Here is a 23,909-nt window from a genome sequence, read left to right as displayed (position 1 = left end):
GCTGCAGAGCGGGCTGTCGTGCCGTCCTTTTCCCGAGTGCATCCCATGACCAGCTTGCCGGCTCGCGTTCAGTGGTTTCCGTTCAAACAATTGGGAAAGATGCCATCAGCGGCCAGCCGCCAAGCTGATCGGGTGCTGCTCGGCATCGGCTTGATGATCGGTGCCACATTCTTTCTCACCCTGTCCAACGTGCTGTCGAAGTCGCTCGTGGGCCGCTACCCCGTGGGTGAGGTCATGGTTTTTCGCTCCGCCGTGGCCCTGGCGTTGTGCTGCTCGTTTCTGCTGCCCCGCCATGGCCTCGCGGTATTTAAAACCGCCAAGCCCGGGGCGCATGTGGCGCGGGGGCTTTCGCAGGCCGTCTCGCAAACCTTCACTGTCGCGGCCCTCGGATTGATGCCGTTGGCGAGCGTGACCGCGATCGGCTTCTCCGCCCCGTTGTTTGCCGCCATCGTGGCAATTTTGGTCTACCGAGAGCGGGCGGACGCGATGCGTTGGGCGGTGCTCGTCATAGGCTTCCTCGGCGTGCTCATTGTGACCCGTCCCGGCGCCGCAACGCTGCAACTCGGTGCCTTGTTAGCCCTCGGCAACGCCGTCATGTACGGTTCCGTGACGGTCGCGGTGCGGGGGATGACCAAGACCGAGTCCGCGCCGACCCTGCTCATGTGGCAGATGAGCGTGATGGCCGCAGCCCACCTCGGCATGTTGGCCCTTGGCTTCCGCGTCCCGAGGCTCACGGACGCCGCCCTCTTCGCCGCCCTCGGCTGCTGTCACGTCGGCGCCCAATACCTGTGGACGCAAGCCCTGGCCAGGGCTCCGGCCATGGTGGTTTCGCCCTTCTATTACTTCATGCTGGTCTGGGGCATCGCCTTCGGGGCCTTGCTGTTCGGGGAGATCCCGACCCCGACGCTGCTGGTCGGCGCTGCGGTGGTGGTAGGGTCGGGGCTCCTCCTAGTGGCCCACGAAACAGGCCTGATGCGTCGCTTGCTCGGCGTCGGGGGCACCTTCCACCCTCGAAGCGTGACGCCGACCGTGCATCAGGCGGCGACGGTTTCCTTCTCGGACCAGTGCGTGATAAAGGTCACGACGTCGGAGACGGGCATGGGACGGGCGTAGAAGTAGCCTTGGATGTCGGTGCAGCCTAGACCCATCAGGATATCACGCTGCTCGGCGGTCTCCACCCCTTCGGCCGTCGTCGCCATGCCGAACGAGCGGGCGAGGTCCACCACGGCGCGGACCAGAGCCGTGTGCCGGGATCCCTGCCCGAGCTTCGCCACGAACGCCTGATCGACCTTGACGCGATCGAACGGGAAGGCGTGCAGGTAGTTCAGCGAGGAATAGCCGGTGCCGAAGTCGTCCATGGCGATGGAGACGCCGAGGTCCTTCAGGCTTTGCAGCACGTGATGATTGTGCTCGCTGTTATCGAGCAGCATCTGCTCGGTAATCTCGATCTCCAGCCGTCGGGCCGGCAGGCCGGCAGCGTCGAGAGCGGCAGCGACCATCGCGACCAACCCAGGTTCCCTGAGCTGGACCGGCGACAAGTTCACCGCCACCCGGATGTCCTCCGGCCAGTCCTTGGCCGCCGAACAGGCTTCCCGCATCGCCCAGCGGCCGAGGTCACCGATCAGGCCGGTCTCCTCCGCAACGGCGATGAACACGGCCGGCGAGATGAAGCCGTGCATCGGATGTCGCCACCGCGCCAAGGCTTCGAAGCTGGAGATGCGACCTGTCGCCGCCGAGATGGAGGGCTGGAAGTACAAGCTCAAGGCTTCGTCTTTCAGGGCCTGCCGGAGGTCGATCTCGAGCTGATGGCGCTGCGTCAGCAACTCCTTCATGGACCGGTTGTAGACGACATGGCCGCCACGGGCGGAAGCTTTGGCCGAATAGAGGGCGAGGTCGGCGGCTACCATGAGGTCATCGAACTCTTTCCCGTCCTCGGGACCGACCGCGATACCGATGCTCAAACCCGTGACGACTCGGTTTTGGCCGATGTCGAATGGCTGAGAGGTGGTCGCGCCGAGGCGTTCGGCCAACGCCGACAGTGATGGCTGTCCGTTGAGGCGCCGCACCACCACGGCGAACTCATCACCCCCGAGACGCGCGAGGAGGTAGTCAGGACCGAGGGCAGCGCTGATTCGCCGGCTCACCGCGACGAGAAGCTCGTCGCCGGCAGCGTGGCCCAGGGTGTCGTTGACGACCTTGAAGCGGTCGAGATCGAGGAGCAGCAGGGCGCAGCCTCGTTCGGCGTCGGAGCCACACGCGACGTCCAACGCCCGTTTCAACTCGCTCTGCAGAACGCGCCGGTTCGGCAGGTCGGTCAACGGATCTCGCAGGGCGGAGCGGGTTACTTCGGCTTCGGCAGCGCGACGACGTCCTTCGATCCGCTGCAGCTTCACCACCACTCCGATGATCAGCAAGGTGAGTGCGAGCCCGACGGCGCTGTCGAGGGCCAGTTCCGCATTCGCGTCGCGGAAGATGTCGGCTTCAAATATGGAGACCATCACCCAGAGCGGTTGGCCGTCCACCTTGTGCAGGGCCACGACGCGATCGCTCTGGCCATTCTTTCCCTTCAGCTCCAGAGCACAGTCATGGCCTGCCATCATGAGGGCGTAGACGGGCAGGTCAACGACGCTGTCGCCTAGATGAATGCCATCGTCCTGGCCTCCGTCCGCGCGCACCACCCCATCCTCGCCGATCAGCGACACGGAAGCCGGGGAGCCGAGGTTCACTCGGTCGAGGAAACTGGCGAAGTGGAAGGGATCGAGCGATGCAACGACCACGCCGCCAAAGCCGCCATCCACCGCACGCACCCGCCGGCTGAACTGCACCGACATGTGGTTGCTAGCCCTGCCGACGAGCGGTGTTCCGATGTACAGAATGTCATCGGGATTGGTCAGGTGCGCCTTGAAGTGCGGTCGGTCGCTGAGGTCTTTCGGTGGCGGCGGTTGGGGCCCGGCATTGGTGGCCCGCATTATCCCATGCTCGTCCAGGACGGCGACCTGGACAATGATGTCGCTCAGCAGGTCGTGGGTCGTGGCGAGGTTCGCATAAAGCTCGGCTTGATTGCCTCCTTCGAGCAGACGGCGCATGTAGAGGAGCGTCTTGTCGATCTCGCCGATGGCCCGTAGCACGCTCTCCTCGAACATCACCGCATAGGCCTGTTCGGTATGCTTGGCATCGTGTCTGGCGTCGGCCCTGTCCGAGAAATCCTTGTAAAAGACGCCCAGCCAGAGCATGGCGACGATGGAGGTGCCGACGACGACGGCCGTCTGCCGTCTGGCCATCCTCGTCCAGGCAGCGACCGCGGTCCTGTTCATCTCACATCCATCGCCTGAGGCTGTTCCTGGTATATGAGCTGAATCTTATCACTCCTTGAAAGAGGAGCATTGCATCCACGCCAGCTCTGGTGAGCTTTCCAGCTGCGAGATGGACGATCTTTAACGAGACGTGAAGGATGGCGTTCTCCGGTTCCGACCCGACGATCTACGCTGCGCGCGTTCGGCTAGGCGCGGGGCTATCTGTCTCCGACGCGGCGCGCCGGCTTTCCAGATCGTCGATCACCAGGAGTGCCAAGCCGGCGAGCAGATGACGTTGCGCCGCGTCGAGCGGTGGGCGGGCGCGGTGGTCGACTACGCAGAGGGAGCCCAGCTTGTGCCCGTTCGATGGGCTGATCAGCGGCGCACCGGCGTAGAAGCCGATGCCTGACCTCGTGATCGGGTTGTCGCTGAAGCGCGGGTCGGCATGCGTGCTCGGCACCACGAGGGGCTCGTCACCCTGGATCGTGTGAGTGCAGTAGGCGATATCGCGCCGAACCCGCTCCATCTCCACGTTGTGCCGTCCGACGAGAATAGCCTCCTCATGGCCGACCAGCGACACGAAGGCCATCGGCGTGCCGAGGAGATGAGCTGCGAGCTTGGCGATGCGGTCGAGACTGTCCGAGGATCGAGCCGCCCCGTTCTTTTCATAGTTAGCGAGCACGCCCAGACGCTCCACCTCGTGGAGTGCATCGGGTGCCACCCCCGCATCTGACATCGAGGTGCCGACTCGATTGCGCCCGGTGCGCTTGGCCTCGTAGAGGCGTGCGTCCGCTAAGGCGACGAGCTTCGATGGCTCCCCCTCTTCGTCTGCCGGGTTCAGGGTGGCGCAGCCGAGGCTCGCCGTCACCACAGAACCGCAACCCGCGTTGCCAAGGTGCGGGATGGCGAGGCTCTCGATGGCGACGCGCACCCGCTCGGCCACCTGAACGGCCCCCTTCTCATCGGTCCCCGGCAGGACGATGGCGAGCTCCTCGCCGCCGTAGCGGGCGGCGAGGTCGCCGGGACGCCGCACTCCACTCGCCACGGCGGTGGCCACGGCACGCAGGCAGGCATCGCCCTCCTGATGACCGTAACGGTCGTTGTACAGCTTGAACCGATCGACATCGAGCAGCAGGAGCGAGATCGCGCCGCGGTCCCGCTTGGCCCGTCGCCACTCGCTGTCGAGTGCCTCATCAAAATGGCGGCGGTTCGAGAGGCCGGTCAGGGCGTCGCAGCGCGCCACGCGTGCCAACTCGGCATTCAAGGCCTCCAGCTGCTCCTCGGCGGCCTTGCGCTTGCTGATATCACGCAGCACGACGATGAAGCCGCCGTCTTCGTCCACCAGGCTGTAGCGTGCTTCGATCCAGACGTGATGCCCGGCCTTGTGCCGCAGCCGATACGTCGCCTCGGTATTGGCGCCCTCGGCCTGCGAGGCGCAGATCAGCACGGCGACGTTCGGCCAGTCCTCAGGGTGGACCAGCGCTGAAAAGCTATGACCGAGCAGTTCCTCGGGGGCATACCCCAGCATGTTCGATACGGCGGGGGACACGTAGGTCCGCCGCAGTGAGCGGTCGAGCCGGACGATGACGTCCTGGGCATGGTCTGCAAAAAGCCTGTACTGAGCTTCGCTGCGCGACAACTGCGCTTCGGCCTCAGCGGTCCGCCGCAGCTGCTGTTTCAGCAGCTGCGGCAATACTCCCGCCGCCGCGCAGAGCGCGACGAGACCCAGACCGATGCTTACCGTTTTCGCGCGCCAGATAGCGAAGACATCTTCTTCCGCCAAGGCGACGTTCATCACCAGAGGCAAATCGCCAACATGGGTGAAACTGTAGATACGATCAACACCATCGATGGTCGCTTTCCCGGTGAAGGTGCCTGATGGGGATTGCACAAACTGCTGAAAATTGGCGCTTTTGGCAAAGCTCAGCCCGATCTGGCTGGGATCGTAGGGTAGGCGCATCAACGAGACGCCATCGGTGCGGAACAGGTTGATGGAGCCGAGCCGGCCGAGGTTGGCCTTCGAGAAGAGCTCACGGAAGTAGGCCAGCCGCATCGTGCCGACGACGACGCCGGCGAAGGAGCCGTCAGCCGCCTTCAGAGAGCGGCTGAGGGCGATGACCTCGTCGTCGCCAGTGACACGACGCGTGAAAGGCGCGCTGATGAACAGACCGCGATCAGGCGAGGCCTTCTGCGCCGTAAAGTATTCGCGATCGCCGAGATCGGCCCCGATAGCTCCTGCCTTCGACCCGCGGAACACCACCCCATCGCGGTCGAGGACCAGGATGGAGCCGAGGCTCTTTGCCGAGGCAGCCCTGTCGTACAAGACCATGTCCTGCAGATGAGGGTCGAGGCTCGCCAGCTTGGGTTCTGCGAGACCGTCGACGACGGCCTGCAGCGACATGTCGTAGAGTTCGATGTTGCGGGCGACGTCCTGCGAAAGGGCGTTGAGCAGGTTGGTTTCCGAGCTCACCGCCTGGGCGTAGGTGCTCTGCCTCAGGTCATAGAGCGTCCACCCCGAGGCGGCACAAAAGCCAGCGGTGAGCACCGCAATGGACAGCCCGAGGAAACGGACCTTTCCCCGTCCTCGCCCGAACTGCCGCGGTCCGGCTCTGACTTCGACACTTCCGGGTGCCGCAGGCAAATTGGAGGGAGCGGACATCGAGAAGCTCACGCTGCAACGCTACCGGAGGCTGGGGCGAGAAGGTGGCGGAAGGCAGCGGCCGGCACCGGCTTGCCGAAGCGGTAGCCCTGAGCTTCCCGGCAGCATAAGGCGGCCAGCGTCGTGGCCTGCTCCGCCGTCTCGATCCCCTCGGCGATCACCTCCAGACCCAAGCTAGCCCCCATGGCGAGGACGGCTTTCACGATGGCGGCATCGTCGGCATCGGTGTTGAGGTCGCGGACGAACTCGCGGTCGATCTTCAGCCGCGTCAGGGGATAGCGCTTCAGCAGACTGAGCGAGGCGTACCCGGTGCCGTAGTCGTCGAAGGCCACCTTCACGCCGAGGTCGCGTAGGCGGCGCAGGGGGGCGATGACACTCTCATCGAGCCCGAGCACGGTCGTCTCGGTGATCTCGAGCTCAAGGAGATGGTTAGGCAGCCCGGTCGAGGCGAGCGCAGCCAGGATGTCGTCGAAGAAGGCGGGGTCGCGAAGTTGGGCCGCAAACAGGTTCACCCCCACTCGGATCGGAGTGCCTCCCGCGGCCGCTTCGGCCGCGAAAGAGCAACCTCGCCGCAGGATCCACCGACCCACATCGACGGCCATCTCGCTCGTTTCCAGGATCGGCAGAAAGACAGCTGGCGACAGCAACCCACGCAGCGGGTGGCGCCAGCGCAGCAATGCTTCGGCGCCGACGAGGCGGGCGTCAGGAAGGGTGACTTGAGGTTGGAAATGCAGTTCGAACTCGTCCCGGGCGAACGCCTGCCTGAGTTCCTCTTCGATCTGGTGCCGATCATTGGCCTGTTGACCGAATTGCGGCTGGAACAGCTCGCAACGCCGCCCGCCCGCCATCTTGGCGTGCTGCAGCGCCAGCAGCGCAGCCTTCAGGGCGGCATCGGCAACGTCGAAATGCGAGAGACCGGGACACAGGACAATGCCGATGCTCGCACTGAGATGACACATCGAGCCGCCGACGTTAAACGGCTCGCCCATCCGCTGCAGGAGCTTCTGACCCGTGGCGTCAGCGGTAATCGGGTCGTCGCTGCCCGAGATGAGGACGCCGAACTCGTCCGCCCCCAACCGGGCGACGAAAGCGTCCGGCCCTGTGGCCTCGCGAACGCGGCGACCGACCTCGGTGAGGACAAGGTCGCCGACTGCCATGCCCATCGTGCCATTGATCGCTTTGAAGCGATCGAGACCCATCTTGAGCAGGGTGAAGCGACCACTCATCGTCAGTGCCTTGTCGACCCGTTCCAAGAACTGCGCGCGATTGGGCAGATCGGTCAGGCGGTCAAAATGCGTGAGATAGCGCATGCGCTCCCGAGCGTGGTGTCGCTCGGATACGTCGCGAATGATGGATCCGACCTGTAAGTGGTCGCCATCCTTCCAGGTCGCCAGCGACAGTTCGATGGGGAACTGTTCGCCACTCCGCCGCTGTCCCCTGATCTCCACGGTTTTGCCGGCCAGGCGTCGCTCGCCGCCCGCCAGCACCCTCGCCATCCCGGCTTCATGTCCAGCACGGAACTCGGAAGGTATGATGCTTGTCAGCGGCATGCCCACGGCCTCGAGATGGCCGAAACCGAACATGCGCTCAGCCGCGGCATTCCAAAATGAGATCGTGCCTTTCTCATCTGAGCAGACGATGGCGTCCGGCGTGGTGGAAGCCATTTTCGTCGCGGCGCGCCTGACGACGTCGAGGCGTCGCCGTTCGAGATGGTCCACCACGACTTTGGCCAAGCCTCGAAGGATCCTTTGTTCACGATCGGTGAGTGGCGCACGCGGTTCGGTGTCGATGACGCAGACGGAACCGAGCCTTTGGCCGCTCGGCGTGATGATCGGCGCGCCGGCGTAGAAGCGTATAAAGGGGTGTCCGGTGACGAGGGGATTAGAGGCGAAGCGCTCCTCGGCGCGGGCGTCTGGGATCACAAGGACATCGTCGCTCATCAGAGCATGAGCGCAGAAGGAAATGTCGCGAGACGTCTCGCAGGTGTCGAAACCCACGCGGGCCTTGAAAAACTGCTGGTCCTCCTCGACGAAGGACACCAAGGCCGTCGGCACCTCGAAGATGTCGGCTGCGAGCCGGACGACGTGGTCGAACTCGGCTTCCGGAGCGGGGCCATCCAGCCGGTAGCTCCTCAGAGTTTCGAGGCGCTGCGGCTCATCGGCTGGAAACGGAAAGTGCCGGAGCGGCATGTAGGTGATCGCTGTGATGAAAGGCCTGCAATTCCTCCTATCAAGTTGCTACTAACACGTTGAGCTGAGGTGAAAATCACGACTTCTCCGGGCCCATCGAGGCATCAAAATGGGTATGGGCGAAACCTGGATGGCAAGCGGAGCCGCTTCATCAGGGCAGTGGAAACCGACATTCATCTCGAATTGCAATTTAAAGTAGTTATTTATAAGTAATTTACAACTTTTAGGATGAGGGCTTCGAAGTGGGAAGCTTTCTTTAGGACTGCCCAGATCTTGAACCCGATCCGTTAACCGTCATACGGCCATTCGTCAGTGTGAACTGCCGCACGAACCATCGCCTCTATCAGCGAGGAAGCGAGAGCCTTCGATGAGGATCGACCTCAACACCGATCTCGGTGAAAGCTTCGGCGCCTGGACCATGGGCGATGACGACGCCATGCTCGATCTCGTCACCTCGGCCAACGTCGCCTGCGGCTTCCACGCGGGCGATCCGATCGTCATGCACCGCACCATAGCGGCGGCACGCGATCGCGGCGTCAGCGTCGGCGCTCACCCCGGCTTTCTCGACCTGTGGGGCTTCGGGCGCCGGCCGATCCTCGGCGACAGCCCCGCCGACATCGAAAAAATGTTGGTCTACCAGATCGGCGCCGCACAGGCGGTCGCGGCCTCCGTTGGGGTACGGCTGGCCCACGTGAAGATACATGGCTCACTCGGCAACATGGCGATGGTTGATCCCGACCTCGCCGCCGCGGTCGCCCGGGCCGTGCGGACGATCGACCGCGACCTGATCCTTGTGGTAATGCCGGGATTGGCGTTGGAACGGGCCGGGCTCGGCGAGGGCCTTGTCCTGGCAAGGGAGGTCTACGCCGACCGTACCTACAACGACGACGGCAACCTCACCTCGCGAAAGGTGGCAGGAGCCGTGACCCACGATGCAGAAGCCGCTGCCGCACGCGTGCGGCGCATGGTGGAAGACGGCGCCGTCACCACGGTCACGGGGCGGCGCTTGCCGGTGCAGATCGATACGATTTGTGTCCACGGCGACAACCCACAAGCCGTCGCCATGGCCCGTACCGTCCGGACGATGTTGGAGGCGGGCGGCGCCGAACTGCGGCCGTTCGCCGACATCCTGCGCGCCTGAGTGCAGACCAAGCTCTCCGCATGTCCGACTCAACCCCGCCCAATCCTTCCCCGCGGATCCGCGTCGCCGGGACAGGGGGCCTCGTCGTCGAGTTCGGATCTGTGGTCGACTCGCGCTTGAACCGGCTGGTGATGGCGCTCGACGCGCGCTTCCAGGAAGCAGCATGGCCAGGGGTGATCGAGACGGTGCCGACCTATCGTTCGCTGCTCGTGGTTTTCGATCCGTTGGTGGCCGACCGGAGGGCTTTAGCACAGGAACTCGCAACGCTGGCCGCCGACGTTCCCATCGATGAGGAGCCTGCAACTCGGCGCTGGCACGTTCCTGTAGCCTATGGCGGCAACTTCGGGGAAGACCTCGACCATGTCGCGGCTCTTCATGGTCTGGATCCCGGAGAGGTGATCCGACAGCATGCGAGTGTCGAGTATCGGGTGTTCATGATCGGCTTCGCGCCGGGGTTCGCCTATCTGGGTGGCCTCACGAAAGCGCTCCACACCCCCCGGCGCCTCGACCCGCGGCAGCGCATCCCGGCGGGCAGCATCACGGTCGGTGGCTTGCAGGCAGCGATCACGTCCATCGAGGCACCGAGCGGCTGGCATATGCTCGGACGCACGCCCTTGCGCACCTTCGACCTCAGACGGCCCGACCCCTTCCTATTCAGGCCGGGAGACCGCGTTCGTTTCCGGCCGATCTCGGAAGAAGAACACGCCCGCCTCTCCACTTTGGCAGATATGGGTGTCATCACGGCCGATGTGGAGAAGTTGGCGTGACGACGCTCCGGATCGTGACGTCGGGCGGAGCCTCGACGATCCAGGATCTCGGCCGTCCTGGCTACGGCCGCTATGGGGTACCAGAGGCCGGCGCCATGGATGGTCTCGCGTTACGCCTGGCCAATCGGCTCGTTGGCAATGCGGACGTTGAAGCTTGTGTCGAATTTGCGCTGATCGGCGGCTCCTATGAGGCGACGGACGGGAGCTGTCGGGTCGCAGTGACGGGAGGAGATTTTGCTGTGACGGTTCAGGGCCGGTCGCTCGGCGCATATCGAGCCATCGATCTCGCTCCGGGCGATCGCCTTGTGGTCGGTCAAGCGCGGTCCGGCGTCTATGGCTATCTCGCGGTCGCAGGCGGTTTCGACGTCGAGCCCGTGCTCGGCAGTCGCTCCGTCCACCTGCGGTCCGGTATCGGTGGCGCGGCACTGACCTCGCCAGTGTCCCTGGCGCTGCGGCAAACCTCCCTTCCAGCAGGCACCCCGCTCGCCCTCCATCGTCAGTTCTGGCCGGCCTCGGACGGACCGGTCCGGGTCGTCTGGGGTCCGCAGGACGACCTTTTCACGGAACGAGGCAAGGCGGACTTTCTGCGCGGCCCCTACCGTACCACGCTGCAGTCGGATCGCATGGGCTATCGCCTAGAAGGGCCTCCGATAGAGCATGCCGGCGATTTCAATATCGTGTCCGATGGAATCGTCCTGGGCAGCATCCAGGTCCCGGGGAACCAGCAGCCCCTCGTCCTCTTGGCCGACCGGCAGTCCACCGGCGGATATCCAAAGATCGCCACGGTCATCGCCAGCGACATCCGTCATCTCGTGCAACGAGGCCTGCAAGTCCCCTTTCGTTTCGAGACTGTATCGCTCGACGAGGCCGATTCCATCCTTCGCGTCGCTAAATCGGCGTTCAACGACCTTTTCTCCCGGATCGGGCCCATCTCGGCAAGTGACCTATTTGTCTCGGAACGACTGCTGGGCCTAAACCTCATTGATGGCTTCGTGCGTGGGTAGCTTCGGTCGCCACACACAATGATGAAATCGTAAGTTTCATCGTGCGAGGCTCATTCCGCAACGGACGAGGCGTGTCGAAAGATGATCGGGTTCGGACGGCTATGGAAAGGCGCCGGAGGCGCCAAGGATCAGGCTCCGACATCAACAATCCCGCGAGACGTTTTCTCCCGGACAACCAGCGTTGGCGGCTTGCCCAACGCCCAGGACATCGAACCGAGCGAGACACGCTCCGCGCCTCGCTTTTTGCCTGCCAAAACCGCGACTGTCCTCACGACCACGAGCGGCAAACGATTGGCGGCACGCATCATCAACGTGTCTCGCACAGGCGTGGCCGTCGAGCCCGAAACAGCCAGCTTGCGTGCCGACGAGGTCGCCAAAGTCGGTACCCGTCCTGTGACACCGGGCCGGCGCGTGGCGCATGGCATCGTGCTCGTGTTTCAAACGCCACTCAAAGCGGAGGAGTGCGGACCACACGTCGTGCTTTGATCGGCTAGGCGAGCCACCACATTGCGCCGGGTCCCTTGCCATCCTTCGACACCTCCTCTCCGTTCTCAAGGTAGCGCAGGTTCGCTCGCACACGGTTCCTGAGCCCGCTGACGTCCGAGGGACTCCTGTTTAATGTTGCGACGCAGAATCACTCTTTGAGGAAACAACCCGAAAAAAAGATACCGAGTTCAAAATGCGACTCACGATCGATACGAAGTCATCTCAAAGTTGGAGATGACGACGTGGTTGGTATGGGTTTCATTGTAGGCGGGTTCGTTGCGGTCGTTCTCTTTCTTTTCGTTTGGTTGGTGCTGCTGGGGCGAGAGTGAGGGGTAGCGTGTGGAGCGATTTCGCCTTGTAGCCTCTGAAGTGGAAGGACTATCTTGCCATCGTGTCCACACCGGCCGGCTATCAGCGCCTCGTCAACCTGCTTCACTTCGCGCGCGTGGTGGAGGCGGGGTCGTTCGCGGAAGCGGCGCGACGTGCGGGCACCACCACCTCCGCCTTGTCCAAGGCAGTGTCGCGGTTCGAACAGCAACACGGGGTGCGGCTTCTCCACCGATCCACGCATGCACTGGCGCTGACCGCTGAAGGCGAGCGACTACTCGAAGGCGCGCGCGACCTGCTGCGCGAGGCAGAGCGCCTGGAAGCGAGGCTTGACCACGCTGCCTCGAACGGGCACGGCGGTCGCATCCGGCTGAGCGCGCCGGCACCGCTGATCCGCACCTGCCTTGCACGGCAGGTGCCCGCGCTACTCCGAGCCGGCCCACACATCGAACTCGACCTCAAAGTCGATGACGGAGCGCTCGATCTCGCCGCAGAGGGGATCGACGTGTCCATCCGCTTCGGCGCGCTCACCGGTCAGCCGGGGCTGATCACAACGCCGCTCGGCAGCTTTCCCTGGCTGCTCGCCGCAACGCCCCGCTACGTCGAAGCGATGGGTGCGCCTCGCAACCCCGCCGACCTCGAACGGCACCACCAGATCGGCTACCGCGATCCCGCCAGCGGGCAACTTCTTGCGTGGCAATTCGCTGAGGCTGCCGACGAGGCGCCCGTTCGCGTGATTCCTCGCCCGCGACTGATCGTGGAGGATGTCGGCGGTGCCTGGCAGATGATGCGTCAGGGACTGGGGCTTGCCTGGCTACCCGGCTGGGCGGGGCTGGCCGACCTGCGCGAGGGTCGGGTCGTCGAGCTGCTTGCCGATCGGCGTATTGCGGAGGTACCGATCCATGCCGTCAGGCTCGCCCGCCGCCATACGCCGCGGAGGGTCCGGACACTCCTCGATGGACTGGCCGAGGCTGCGCGGGAGTGGCGGATCGTTGAGCGAAACGAGGCGGAAACTTTTCGAGGTACTGTCGACCACGGTTAGCCAACAAAGCCCCATCCTTCTCTCGGAAGCGGCCGGGATACTCGCTCCCACGCCACGCACCGACGAGTTCGCTTTAGGTTTACCCAAGATGGACCCATCATTCCTACCCATGCATGCTATTTCACAGCACTCCCGAGTATCTGGGGAATGCAATTCAAGCCTATTAGCATTCCCGTTTATATATCTCCATGAAGCCATTCCACGAAAATATAAACAGGACGTATTCTTTAGAGACGGAGGTTGTCTGTTTCCCCAGCCACGTACCGGCTCCAAGCTTCTCGCTCCACGTTCGATGAGGGGAACCGTATTGTGGTCAATCAGCCGTCATGACAAGGCACCACGCCAGTATTCGTGTAGTGCTTCCGCAATCTCGGTGTGAGAGGTGGCAAATGTCACGACTTCGCCGCCTCTTGCGAACGGCGTGGACTGCCACAATCCCCGGACCAGTGCATAGCTTCTCAATAAGATTGACAACCCTCGTCCCGACCCGAGCGAAAGCGCCAAGTCGAGCCGATTGGCAGAGACTGTCAGCAGCGCCATCTGCTCCGCCTTGAATGCCGCAAGTTCGTCGGCGGTCATATTTGGCTCGATCACGCTATGCCCGAGCGCGTCGAGTTGAAGCAACTCAGGATGTGCGCGGAGATGGTCCACCAAGCCTGCGATGATGGCCGAGACCGTCACCTCGCGTGAGCCGGTAACGCTGATGCTCACCGCATCCACAGCGTTGAGGAGGCCGCTCCATCCCTCTGCTTGCAAAGCGGCGAAGATCGCCCCCTTGGTCGAGAAGTAGAGGTAGACGGTCCCCTTGGCGAGTCCGCAAGCCGCCGCGATCCGCTCGGCCGACGGCAGGCTTCCATCCCCATCCAGGAACAGCCGCCCTGGCCGTCGTGCCAGACGATCTTGATCAAATCGGACCGACGGCCGCGAAAGACGAACAGGTGGCCGCAGAACGGATCGCGCCCGAGCACCTCCTGCACCAGCAGCGACAGGCCGCCGATCCCCTTGCGCATGTCGGTGTGGCCCATCGCCAGCCACACCTTGGTGCCGCTCGGCAGCGGGATCATCGGCGATCCAGGGCGTCGAGGACGCGCCGCAGAGCGTCGCCGTCGACGTCGGACCCCACCCGCAGGCGACGCCCCTGCGGCAGCTCGATCTCGATCAGCCCGGCCGATCGCCTCGAGCGCGGCACGCTCGGTGCCGTCGGGGCCGGCAGCGCGGGGATGGGAGCCACGATCTCGACCGGGACCAGCGCCGGAACGCCCCGTCCCAGAAGGCCGTCGCGCGCCAGACGACGCCAACCGAACACCAGGCTGGCACTCACCGCGTTGCGCCGGGCTACCTCGGCCACCCCGCGCCCGGAACCAGGGTCTCCTCGATGATCCGGGCCTTCTCATCGTCCGACCACTGACGCCGGCGCTCAACCCCGCTTAGAACCTCGACCCGCATCGACCTGATGACCTTTAGGCTAGCCGTAAGCCCTTAAGGTCGGCCGCAAACCTATCACCCCGCAGGGCGGTCTTCGTCGGACCCGTACAACCCTTGTCAGGGGCAAGATCCCCTTCGACGATAAAATACCGAAGCATCGACGCCGCATCGAGACAGGCCGAGCGAGCTCGCTCGACTGGGTCCGCTTGCCTTTATAAGATGGAGCCGGTTTCTGCGGAAGGTAAACCTGGAGCAAGGTCGTGCTCGCATCGGCATTGTTAATCGTGTCCGGCCGCCAGGAGGTGGTCATCCTTCGTCCAGTCGGTCCCGCGATGGCGGCGAAGATAACTCCCGACCCACCATTGCATCGACTCCCTCGTCTCCCCGACGAACGCGTTGGGGACGTGGCGCGCCATCTCCGCAATGGCGTTCCTGGAAGCGGGAATACCGATGCGACGCTGCCTTCCTTGCTCGCCGAGAGCTCGGCAGAAACGCACCAGCGCTTCCGTCCTATATGCGGTTACGACGGACCCGTCGGCGGTCGTCCGTCCAGAAACTTCGTGCAAAATTAGGAATGGAGTCAGGTCGTCGTGGTAGAATGCTTCTGAGGGCGCTGACGACACCGCATCCAAGAAGGCCTCAGCCGACAGAATCATGAGCCCGGCGAAGTGGGAATGGAGGTCAAAACGCGGTCGAAGCTTGGCTTCCCATCGACCAACAGAACTTCTCGGGCTTCGTCGAGAACGCCGTCGAAACCCGTGGCCACGAGGTCGCGGTCGACGGTCGCGGCACCGGGCGTAGCGACGAGGTGCGTCGCCAGGCTCCATCCCGCCGCCGTCAGCGACTCTGCGCAAAGTCGGCGTAGGCCGACGTCCCTCGCTTGGCGGCCGGCGTCGATGTGAGACACGAAGGCGTATTGGCCGTCGTCAAGGTCGAGGGCGCAGCCGCCGATCCGGTGCATCAGGTGACCCGTCTCGAATGCGGTCCGCTCATCCTCGGTCAAAGCCAAAACCTCCTCGTAGACGAGCAACGCCTCCGCCAAGCGCCCCACTCCCTCGAGCGCGCTTCCCGTCGCAGGGCTATCGCAACCGTGGCAGACTCGATCCGATATCCTACGATGCCGTGGTTCGGACTCGATTGCCGTCGCTTCCCGGGCAAGCCGTGCGCACTGGCGATGAATTCCTCATGCCTGGACCATTGTGATGGCAAGTCGAACCTAAACTCCGACATGGGGTATCTCGCGATTTTCAACGATGAAGGGAGCCGTCTAGTCGACTAGAATCATGACGGCGGACCAGGAAAACACTCCTCAGATTAAAGAGATTATCAGTGAAATTCCGATGACCTCAATTACTTGACACAGAGTACGAACGTTTCTCTCGCGTACACATATTGGCGGGTTCGACAGCGACATCGCGGTCGTGAAGACCTAACGTGGTACCGAAAGATGGACCGGCTTACGGCGCTCGCGCCGAACTGTCGCTGAGCACGAGTGCGGTGGCCGCTCCCCGTCCGGTTCGCGGCGGGCGCTCCGGTCATACAGGTTTGGGTGGAACATACGCCCGCTCGGCTTCTGCCATGTGCGCCTGCTTATGGCGTTTGCGCAAGATATTCTCTCGCTGCTTTACGCGAGCAACCCTGTCCTTTTCTGCAACTTCCGCGAGTTCTTCGTCATGGTCGAGTTTGAGGTGCAGCGGTGAAGCCGCGAGCGCCGAGAGCATCCGCTCGCGGAGTTGCGGCAGCAGGCCGCGCTCGTACGCCGTCGTTTCGCGATCGGAGTGAGCGGCCGCCAAGGCGTCGAGGATCGCGTCGATCACGGGATCCCGGTGCTTGTCGGGCAGGGCAGCAACAGCGTGGCCGATGCGCCCCACGGCCTTCTGGAGTTCTATCGGCATGCCTGGAATGGAATATCGCATTCTCGCACCTCGTTAATCCTTGCGATACCTCGCCGGTTCGGGAGGTCGTCGACGTCCTCGGTGCCCATCACCGATGTCACAAGTTTAGAGGTGTTTTCCGAGAAGAACAGCACCGCAAGGCCAAAAACAGCAGGAACCGCATCGTGAAATTACGTCACTTTTGGAATTTTCCGGTTGACAGTCCGCCATAATATGAGCCGCCATGAGCAAATCATGGGTGATCGCAGCTCCGATGACATCTGCGATGCTGTCGCATCGACAATGTATCGCGATGACACCTGTCATATGGTAGGACGTAAGCACCCCTGATCGTCCGGAGGGCTCCACTTCATGGCTCGGCGCAGCAGCGTGAAAACACCTTTGTCGACACCGATGGCCCGCTTACGCAATTTTCCGTGCGGAAAATTGCAGGGGTGACGGACGTGGCGCATGCTGGGTCGAGGAGCGCCGATCCGCAGAGCGGACCAGCGCTGTCGACCGGCGTCAGGGGCTTCTTCCACTACAATGCCCGTTGGATCGTCGCCGAGGAGGGCTCGATCGCCGGCCTCGGAACGTCGAACTACATCAACCGCATCGGCGCGTTCGCCAAAGCGTCCGGGAAGCACCCGCTGGGTCGTGATGGGGAAAGGTCCTCGCACGGGGCCGGTCTGGCGACGTCGGACTACATTAACCGGGCCGAAGGCGCGAGCGACGGTGAACTCGGGGCGCATGTCCTCATCACGCGCGGCCTGCCGGTCGACACGGGCGCGGCGCTCGCCCGCTTGCTCGACGCTCGTGAACGCAAGAAAGACCGCACCTACCGGTGCTACGGTGGCCGTCTTCCGCGCGTGGGCACGCACATGATTCTTTCGTTCCGCTATGGCCTGTCGGCCGAGGCGGCCGGCAGGGCTGCCTGGGAGCACGCCCGCTTCCTGTCCGACCGGTTGAATGTGCCGTTGGAAGGCCGCGTGCACAACGTGAATGGCGCACCCGACCACCTGCACCTGCACGTCGGCACCAGGATCGTCGATCGTGGGAAGCTCGGCCGAAAGTGCCGCGAGCTCGACGCGGTTTCGGAAAAGCACGACGGAAAGCGCCTTCTCGAGGGGTTACTCGGCCCGACCATCGAAGCCCTGCGCGCGGACTGGGCCGAGCGGATGCGCCAAGCCAGCGGCGACATGGCGGTCGATCACCGCTCCTACGCCCGCCGTGGCCTGGCGATCCGTCCCGTCGCCCACGTCACCCGCAGCGAAATCGAATGGCAGAAGCGACGGGCGCGCGCGGACTGGCGGCGCGAGCGCGACCTCGAGCTGCACCGCCGCGCCGCCGCCCTCGGGGCCGAGATAACCGGCCGGTCACGAGCCTCCACCGTGACCGCGGCTGCGGAACCCGCTCGGGGGATGCGACGGTCCACACCCGATGCCGTGCCGGCGGTGCCGGGCGTTGAGCCGGGGTCGGAGAAAGCCGTTTCGCCGCGATCTCCCGCTCCAGGACGTCGATCAGCACAGGATGGTGACGGCGGAGCTTCGCACGGCCGTCCTGCGCGACGGGTCGACCCCGATCGCGACGCGCCCACGCCGAAAATCGATGCCGCCCCGGTGATCGCGGTCCATAGGGCACTCCGGGCCACTCATCGGCTCAAGGCCGACCGCGAGCAAGCCCTCGCCGGCATGGCGGGCATCGAGGTCGAGGCGCTCCGGCGCGCGTCGACGGAAGGCGTGGGAGGCGAGGCCCAGGTGCCACAAGCAGATCCGCCCATGTCGGCGGAGCTCGCGAGATGGGTCGCGATATGGCGGGATGAGGACGCTAACGCCCGCGCCGAGCGGCGGCGCAGCCGGGACGGGCGCAACGAGGCGGCCGCCTCGTCCTCGTTCACCCCGGCGCGACCGTCGCCGACACGTTCTCCCGCCGGTGTCGTCGACTGGCTGCCCGACATCGCGACGACGAGGTTCGTCCGGCCACAGCACGGCGGCAGCCTCAGCCCGCACCGAGATCGTCCGACCATCCCGTCCGCACCCGCACCGGACGTCCATGCGGGACCGCGCGCGGTCGCGAAGTCGGACACGCTCGCCCGTGCACTCTGGCAGGCCCACGCCGGCCGCATCCTGACAAGAGATCGCGACAAGGGTCTGTCGCGACCTTCCGACGATGAGTTGTCACGGCAGGTCGCCCTTCGCCTGCATGCCGGCGGCTATGACCGGCACGAGACGGGCCGAGTGCTCCGCGCGGGTCGAGCGACAAGTGGTCTGTCCGGCGACGTCGCGATCGAGGGTGCACTGGATCGCGCCTTCTCACCGAGTGCCACCGCCTGGCTCTATGAGCGACCGGAGCACCGTGCCCACGTGAAGGGGGTCAGCGACCGCGCCGAGATGGCCGCCTATCGTCAGATCCGGAGCGCCGCCCTGGCGCAGCTGAAGCGTGATCTCGACGACGTCTGGCGCACGCGTCACGCCGAAGTCGATCGGGTGATGGCACGGCATCGGGCCGACATGGCTGCGCTCCGCGATCTCAGATGGCGCAACCGACGGCTCCAAAATCGAGGCCTCGTCCTGGCCATCCTGTCGGTCATGGTGGAACTCGCCGTCATCCGGCCGCTGATGGCCGTCGAGACAGCGCTGACATCACAGGAACGCCGCGCGCTCGACGATGCGGCGAGGGTCGCTACGGAGCGGCTTCGGTCCCTGCGGGAGGAATGGCAGACCGCCCGCGACATTGTCCGGGCGCCTCTCGCGCGGCGGGACGGTCGGGGGACGCTGGCGGACGGGCCGACTCGCGGCCCTGCCTCCGTCGCCGGGTCGGTGCGAAGCGTTACGCCGCAGGCTCAGGCCGAGGCCCGGACGCCGCGAGCCGAAGCGGGCGCGGCGACATCGGCGGATCATACGACTCTCCCGGATGTACGTCTGCCAGCGAGCGCCGGCTCGACGGGTGCCCCGACGAAAGCACGCAAGAGGCGCGCGCGAGAGCCGGCCGGGCAAGCCGGGCGGGGGGCGACGGACCGCCCGAGGCGCCGAGGCCGGATCCTGTCGAGCCTCGAATCCCGCTTGGAGCGAGCCCGGCAACGCCCCGAAGATGCGAGCGGTGGCTCTCTTGCGAAAGCGGCTGGCTGGTCCGCGCTGATCCGGACGATCGTCGCGGACGAGCCCGACCCCGGACGGCAGGACGTCGCCATCCAGCGCCTAGTGAGGACGCTCGCGACCGATCACCCCAAGCCTCACGGGGGCATTCGCGCCCCGCGAGCGAGGCTCCTGCCAGAGCCGATGATGGTCGCAGATGTCGAGCCGAACGACGGCGTGACCGCCTCCCCCAGAGAGACGATCGTCGCAACTGGCTCGTTCGCCATAACCGCCCCGTCGCCCCGCGAGACGGAGGGGCAGAAGGTCGACGCTGGGCCGCCGCGAACGGCCGTCGCTCATACGGGCGCCGCTCAGGTCGCGAGCGGCCCACCGCGACCTCCGGTGCCGGTGCAGACGAGGCCGGCACCGTCGCCTCGGGAGGGCGAGGGCGGGCCACCGAACGGCAGCAGGACGGGAAAGCTCGACGTCGCCGCCGTCCGGCCGCCGCCCGGCTCCGCGACGGCCGCCGCGCCCCCGTCTAGGACGGCGCAGCAGGCCATGGTCCCCGGACCGGTCAGCTCGGCGGCGCACTCGGTCGAGGTCCCGCCATCGGTCGACCGTCCGCTGGCGTCCAGCGACGGTCTCGCGGGCTCACGCGACAAAGGGGAGGATCTACGCCACGAACCGGACGCGCAGGTCCGTCGTCGCCTAGTCGTGCAGTACGCCGTCGTTCTGGCGGCCTCCGGGGCTTTGTCGAGGAACCGTGGGGAACGCTTGGCCGAGCTGGCGCAGGTAGACCCTCAAAACCTCAAGCGCCTGATATCTGAGGAGTGCTTTACGTGCTTCGGTCAAAGAAGTCCTGTCAGAATCGATCGCGTGGACATGTCGAGCCGAGTGGAGGCTGTCCTGCGCGAAGCCGAGAATATGGGCTTCAGCGCGCTCCCAGATCTGCGGAACGCGTTCATCCGCGAGACAACACGATCGCGCGGGGAACGGGGCGGACGCGATGACACCGGCGGCAGGGGTGAATAATGACCTGCCTGCACGCTCGACGGATCAGCAGCTATGACGTCGGATAAATCTAGCCACACACGGGGCGGACGCGGCATCGTTCAAGCTCGTCAACACGTGTTGGTTGAGAGGGTCTTCCCGTGCAGGAGGGGTCGAGTATGGCCCCGGGCGGAGGGAAGTGCGGAATGGATCGGTGGGACAGAGACGCAGCGCACCCTGCAGGTGCGCCGGTCGCCTCGGGCGGGGGGCTCGACGACGTAGGGCGCGCGGGTGTCCCCGACATACAGCTGATCGATCGTGACCTGATGATACAGGCGATCGGCGGATCGGGCGAGCCGTTCGAGCCAGGACGCGCGTCGACCAGCATCGAGGAGGAGCGGCGGCGCGAGTTCCTGCGCAACGTCATGGACGCGCCGGGCGGGCTGATGCGGCGGCGCCTGGTCGCCACGACACCGATCTGCCCCGCCAGTCCGCAAAGCTTCGCCCCCACGGTCGTGGCGCTGGCGAAGATCTCGGCGGACGGCAGCACGCGTGACCGGATGGCGAACTCCTGGTTCTGCCGTCCGTGAGCCTCGCCGAGCAGGTCGGTGCCGTAGGCCATGGTGACGCCGGCCTCGCGCAGGATCGACAGCGAGCCGAGGCCGTTCGCTCGCACCGCCTCGATCTTGGCGATCGACACCGGCGCGAGCCCCAGCGCTTCCCCGTCTTCGGCGAGGGCCTCGTAGGTGACGAGCGTCGGCACCGCCACGGCGCCGTGCTCGGCCGCCATCCTGGCCGCCTCGACGTCGATGTTGTTGCAATGCTCCAGCGAGTGCACGCCGCAGTTCAAGGCACGGACGATGGCGTCGGCGGTGTAGAGATGGGCCGACACGTAGGTCTGCGCGTCCCGCGCTTCCTCGACGATGGCGGTGAGCTCCGACACCGAGTAGCCCTGCCAGGCGATCGGGTCGGTGGGGCTCGACACGCCGCCGTTGGCCATGACCTTGATGAAGCGCGCGCCCTGGCGCAGCTCCTGGCGGCAGGCGCGGCGCACCTCGTCGACGCCGTCGGCGACGCGGCCGAGCGCCCCGTAGTTGCGGCCCCAGCGCGTCGCGTCGTGTGTGTCGTGACGCGGGCGGTTGTCGGCGTGGCCGCCGGTCTTCGACAGCGCCTTGCCGCAGGCCACGACGCGCGGGGCCGCGATCAGCCCCTCGGCGATGGCGTCGGACAGCGCCGGCGGCGCGCCACCGACGTCGCGCACCGTGGTGAAGCCGCGGTCGAGCATGCCCTTCATGATGGGCAGGGAGCGCAGGACGGCCAGCGCGTCGGGCAACTGGGCGTTCATGGTGAGGTCCATCGTCGAGGCCACGACATGGACGTGGCTGTCGACGAGGCCCGGCATCAGGGTGCGGCCGCGCAGGTCGATGACGTTCCGCCCTTCCGCCGTGCCGGCGCGGGCGTCCACGTCGCGGATCACGCCGTCCTCGACGAGGACGTTGCCCATGCGCGGCTCGGCCCGGGTGGCATCGGTGACGGCGGCGTTGAGGAACAGGGTCTGCATGAGGGTTCTCCTTCGGGCCGGATCAGGCTGTGCCGCGGGCCGGGGCTGCGCTGCCCGGAGCCAGTTCGTCGGCGGTGATCTCCTCGAGCGAGCGGTTGCGGGTCGAGACGCCCATCAGCATGACGGCGAGCGCGCCGGCGAGAAGCACCAACGTGGTCGTGCCGAACACGCCCGCGAAGCCGAAGTTCGGGTAAAGCCAGCCGACCAGCAGGGGCGACGCGATGGCGCCGATGCGCCCGATCGAGGACGCGGTTCCCATCCCGGTGGCCCGGACCGCGGTGGGGAAGATTTCCGGCGTGTAGGCGTAGATGCCCGCGTAGGTGCCGTTCATGAAGAAGGACAGGCAGATGCCCGCCGCCGTCACGGTGCCGTCCGAATGGCTCACCGCCAGCGCGACCGCCGACAGGCCGCCCAGCACCATGTAGGACGCGATGGTGGCCTGCCGCCCGATCCGCTCGTTGAGCCAAGCGGCCGAGAAGTAGCCCGGGATCTGGGCGGCGAAGATCGCGATGGAATAGCCGAAGCTCTTCGTCACCGTCATGCCGCTCTCGACGAGGAGGCTCGGGATCCAGGTGAAGAAGGCGTAATAGCTGAAGGTGATCGACAGCCACATGATCCAGCTCATCGCCGTGATCCGGGCGAGGCCCGGCCGCCACAGGGCGGCGAGTTGCCCCGCCACGGAGCCGAGGGGCGGCATCGCCGTCGCGGGAACCGGCACCGCGGCCGGTAGCACGTGGCCGGCGCGGCGGGCGTCGTCCTCCATGCGGGCGACGACCGCCTCGGTCTCCGCGGTGCGGCCCACACCGGCGAGCCAGCGGGGCGACTCGGGCAAGGCACGCCGCCACCAGAGCAGCATGATCACCGGCGTCGCCGTGAGCACCAGCACCCAGCGCCAAGCCTCCGGTGCGGCGGGGATGACGAAATAGCCCAGCAGGGCGGCGCCGAAGAAGCCGAAGGAGAAGAAGCCGGCGAGCGAACCGGTGAAGCGGCCACGGTAACGCGCGGCGACGAACTCGGCGAGGAAGGGCGCCACAATGGCGGATTCGGCGCCCGTGCCCACGCCCGCCACGATGCGACACCCGAGAAAGAACGTCCAATCCTGGGCGAAGGCGCTGACGAGCGAAGCCGCGCAGTAAAGGACGAGTGCCCAGACCATCACGGCACGACGCCCGATGCGGTCGCCGAGCAGGCCCGCGAAGAGGGCGCCGAAAAGATAGCCGATGTAGGTCCCGCTGCCGAGGAAGCCGACCTGGACGCTCGACAGCGACCACAGAGGGCGCAGCACCGGCAGCACGAAGGACACCACGGCGGCATCGAGGCCGTCGAACGTGTAGCCGAGGCCGCCCATCAGCAGGAGCTGCCGGTGGAAACTGCCGAAGGGCAGCCGTTCGATGCGGGACGAAAGGTCGTGCACGGAAACCTCCGGACTCAGGACATGGGCGGGGAAGCGGGACGGCGGTCGAGAGCGGCACGCGGGCCGGACGGCGCGGCGAAGAGGGCGAGCAGATGCGCCTTCCAGTGGTCGAGCATCGACGCGAAATAGTCCTCGTCGGGCCTGAGCACGCTCTGTGCCACCATCCCGCGCATCAGGCAGAGCGTGGCGTTGAGGGTGACCCGTGCCTCGAGGGGATCGAGCCCGTGGGCGTCCGACACGGACAGCCAGAGCGCATCGAGCGCCGCGTGGAACTCCTGCACGACAGGCAGCAGGCGTTCCCGGAACGGGGCGTTGTGGCGCGCCTCGGGCAGGTATTCCATAGTGACGTAGAACAGGCCTCCCGCCATCAGGCCCCACAGGTGATCGACGATCTCGTCAGGCCCTCGCCGGCGGCCGGCGCCCTCGACCAGGAAGCCCCGCAGCCCTTCCGTCACGGCGCCGAGATCATGCGCCACGGAACGGACGACGAGATCTTCCTTGTTGGCGAAGTGATGCGTCAGCGCGCCCCGCGAGACCCCGGCGACGGCTGCCGCATCGGAGGTGGTGAAGCGCGAATACCCGCGTTCTAGTGCTCTGAGTCATTCGTTTGATGCACCCTGAGCTTGGCCATGACGCTGGCGGCTGAGGCGGTCCAGATGAAGG

At 65.5% G+C, this 23,909-nt stretch carries 17 protein-coding genes and 2 pseudogenes; 7 read left to right on the top strand and 12 right to left on the bottom strand.

Going from position 1 to position 23,909, the window contains the following annotated elements; all coding sequences use genetic code 11:
• Positions 1-45 precede the first annotated feature (45 nt).
• Positions 46-1,113, top strand: coding sequence for a DMT family transporter (locus D3273_RS22220; protein ID WP_129229088.1), 1,068 nt, complete (start codon positions 46-48; stop codon positions 1,111-1,113).
• On the opposite strand, the gene D3273_RS22215 is transcribed toward D3273_RS22220, so the two are convergent.
• The 3 genes from D3273_RS22215 to D3273_RS22205 form a co-directional block, all read right to left on the bottom strand.
• A complete protein-coding gene (locus D3273_RS22215) occupies positions 1,035-3,314 on the bottom strand; it encodes a putative bifunctional diguanylate cyclase/phosphodiesterase (RefSeq protein WP_129229087.1) in 2,280 nt (759 codons plus the stop codon). The genes D3273_RS22220 and D3273_RS22215 overlap by 79 nt on opposite strands.
• A 166-nt stretch (positions 3,315-3,480) precedes the next feature.
• Positions 3,481-5,952: a diguanylate cyclase gene (locus D3273_RS22210; protein ID WP_129229086.1), complete on the bottom strand. Its 2,472-nt coding sequence runs from the start codon at positions 5,950-5,952 to the stop codon at positions 3,481-3,483.
• A gap of 8 nt (positions 5,953-5,960) precedes the next feature.
• A complete protein-coding gene (locus D3273_RS22205; protein ID WP_129229085.1) occupies positions 5,961-8,141 on the bottom strand; it encodes a putative bifunctional diguanylate cyclase/phosphodiesterase in 2,181 nt (726 codons plus the stop codon).
• 367 nt (positions 8,142-8,508) lie between these two features.
• Here D3273_RS22205 and D3273_RS22200 point away from each other — a divergent pair, with 367 nt between their 5' ends.
• The 5 genes from D3273_RS22200 (at position 8,509) to D3273_RS22180 (ending at position 12,908) form a co-directional block, all read left to right on the top strand.
• Positions 8,509-9,282: a LamB/YcsF family protein gene (locus D3273_RS22200; protein WP_129229084.1), complete on the top strand. Its 774-nt coding sequence runs from the start codon at positions 8,509-8,511 to the stop codon at positions 9,280-9,282.
• Positions 9,283-9,302: 20 nt separating this feature from the next.
• Positions 9,303-10,049 (top strand): 5-oxoprolinase subunit PxpB, encoded by a 747-nt coding sequence (gene pxpB, locus D3273_RS22195; RefSeq protein WP_129229083.1) that lies wholly within the window; start codon positions 9,303-9,305, stop codon positions 10,047-10,049.
• A complete protein-coding gene (locus tag D3273_RS22190) occupies positions 10,046-11,053 on the top strand; it encodes a 5-oxoprolinase subunit C family protein (RefSeq protein ID WP_165359612.1) in 1,008 nt (335 codons plus the stop codon). Before pxpB ends, D3273_RS22190 begins: the two co-directional genes overlap by 4 nt.
• Positions 11,054-11,242: 189 nt before the next feature.
• Entirely contained in the window at positions 11,243-11,539 is a 297-nt protein-coding gene (locus D3273_RS22185) for a hypothetical protein (protein ID WP_129229081.1), read from the top strand.
• A 391-nt stretch (positions 11,540-11,930) separates the two neighbouring features.
• On the top strand, positions 11,931-12,908 hold the full coding sequence (locus D3273_RS22180) for a LysR family transcriptional regulator (RefSeq protein WP_129229080.1): 978 nt from the start codon (positions 11,931-11,933) through the stop codon (positions 12,906-12,908).
• Positions 12,909-13,232: 324 nt separating this feature from the next.
• Here the strand turns inward: D3273_RS22180 and D3273_RS29380 are convergent.
• From D3273_RS29380 to D3273_RS22160, 5 genes and pseudogenes are all read right to left on the bottom strand, one after another.
• Positions 13,233-13,709: pseudogene (locus tag D3273_RS29380) on the bottom strand (hypothetical protein); the annotation flags it as partial.
• Positions 13,616-13,972, bottom strand: a complete 357-nt coding sequence (tnpB, locus tag D3273_RS29840) for an IS66 family insertion sequence element accessory protein TnpB (RefSeq protein ID WP_342634280.1) — start codon at positions 13,970-13,972, stop codon at positions 13,616-13,618. The pseudogene D3273_RS29380 and the gene tnpB, both read right to left, overlap by 94 nt.
• On the bottom strand, positions 13,969-14,256 hold the full coding sequence (locus tag D3273_RS22170; protein ID WP_129229078.1) for a transposase: 288 nt from the start codon (positions 14,254-14,256) through the stop codon (positions 13,969-13,971). The genes tnpB and D3273_RS22170 overlap by 4 nt, the downstream gene beginning before the upstream one ends.
• A 729-nt stretch (positions 14,257-14,985) precedes the next feature.
• On the bottom strand, positions 14,986-15,375 hold the full coding sequence (locus D3273_RS22165) for a hypothetical protein (RefSeq protein WP_129229077.1): 390 nt from the start codon (positions 15,373-15,375) through the stop codon (positions 14,986-14,988).
• Positions 15,376-15,868: 493 nt separating this feature from the next.
• A complete protein-coding gene (locus tag D3273_RS22160; protein ID WP_129229076.1) occupies positions 15,869-16,249 on the bottom strand; it encodes a hypothetical protein in 381 nt (126 codons plus the stop codon).
• A gap of 413 nt (positions 16,250-16,662) precedes the next feature.
• On the opposite strand from D3273_RS22160, the gene D3273_RS22155 reads away from it, so the two are divergent.
• Positions 16,663-20,313, top strand: coding sequence for a hypothetical protein (locus tag D3273_RS22155; protein WP_129229075.1), 3,651 nt, complete (start codon positions 16,663-16,665; stop codon positions 20,311-20,313).
• 49 nt (positions 20,314-20,362) lie between these two features.
• Here D3273_RS22155 and D3273_RS22150 read toward each other — a convergent pair whose 3' ends face one another.
• The 4 genes and pseudogenes from D3273_RS22150 to D3273_RS30020 form a co-directional block, all read right to left on the bottom strand.
• Positions 20,363-21,832, bottom strand: coding sequence for a metal-dependent hydrolase family protein (locus D3273_RS22150; RefSeq protein ID WP_129229074.1), 1,470 nt, complete (start codon positions 21,830-21,832; stop codon positions 20,363-20,365).
• 22 nt (positions 21,833-21,854) lie between these two features.
• Positions 21,855-23,246, bottom strand: coding sequence for an MFS transporter (locus tag D3273_RS22145; protein ID WP_129229073.1), 1,392 nt, complete (start codon positions 23,244-23,246; stop codon positions 21,855-21,857).
• Positions 23,247-23,260: 14 nt separating this feature from the next.
• Positions 23,261-23,722 carry a TetR/AcrR family transcriptional regulator gene (locus D3273_RS22140; RefSeq protein ID WP_245501333.1) on the bottom strand — a complete coding sequence of 154 codons (462 nt, stop codon included), beginning with the start codon at positions 23,720-23,722 and terminating at the stop codon, positions 23,261-23,263.
• A 21-nt stretch (positions 23,723-23,743) separates the two neighbouring features.
• Positions 23,744-23,821: pseudogene (locus D3273_RS30020) on the bottom strand (TetR family transcriptional regulator); the annotation flags it as partial.
• Positions 23,822-23,909 lie beyond the last annotated feature (88 nt).

This window comes from Lichenibacterium minor (assembly GCF_004137685.1).
In the GTDB taxonomy this organism is placed as follows: Bacteria; Pseudomonadota; Alphaproteobacteria; order Rhizobiales; family Beijerinckiaceae; genus Lichenihabitans; species Lichenihabitans minor.
The sequence above is the reverse complement of the archived record's forward strand: the minus strand, read 5'-3'. Positions and strand labels throughout refer to the sequence as shown.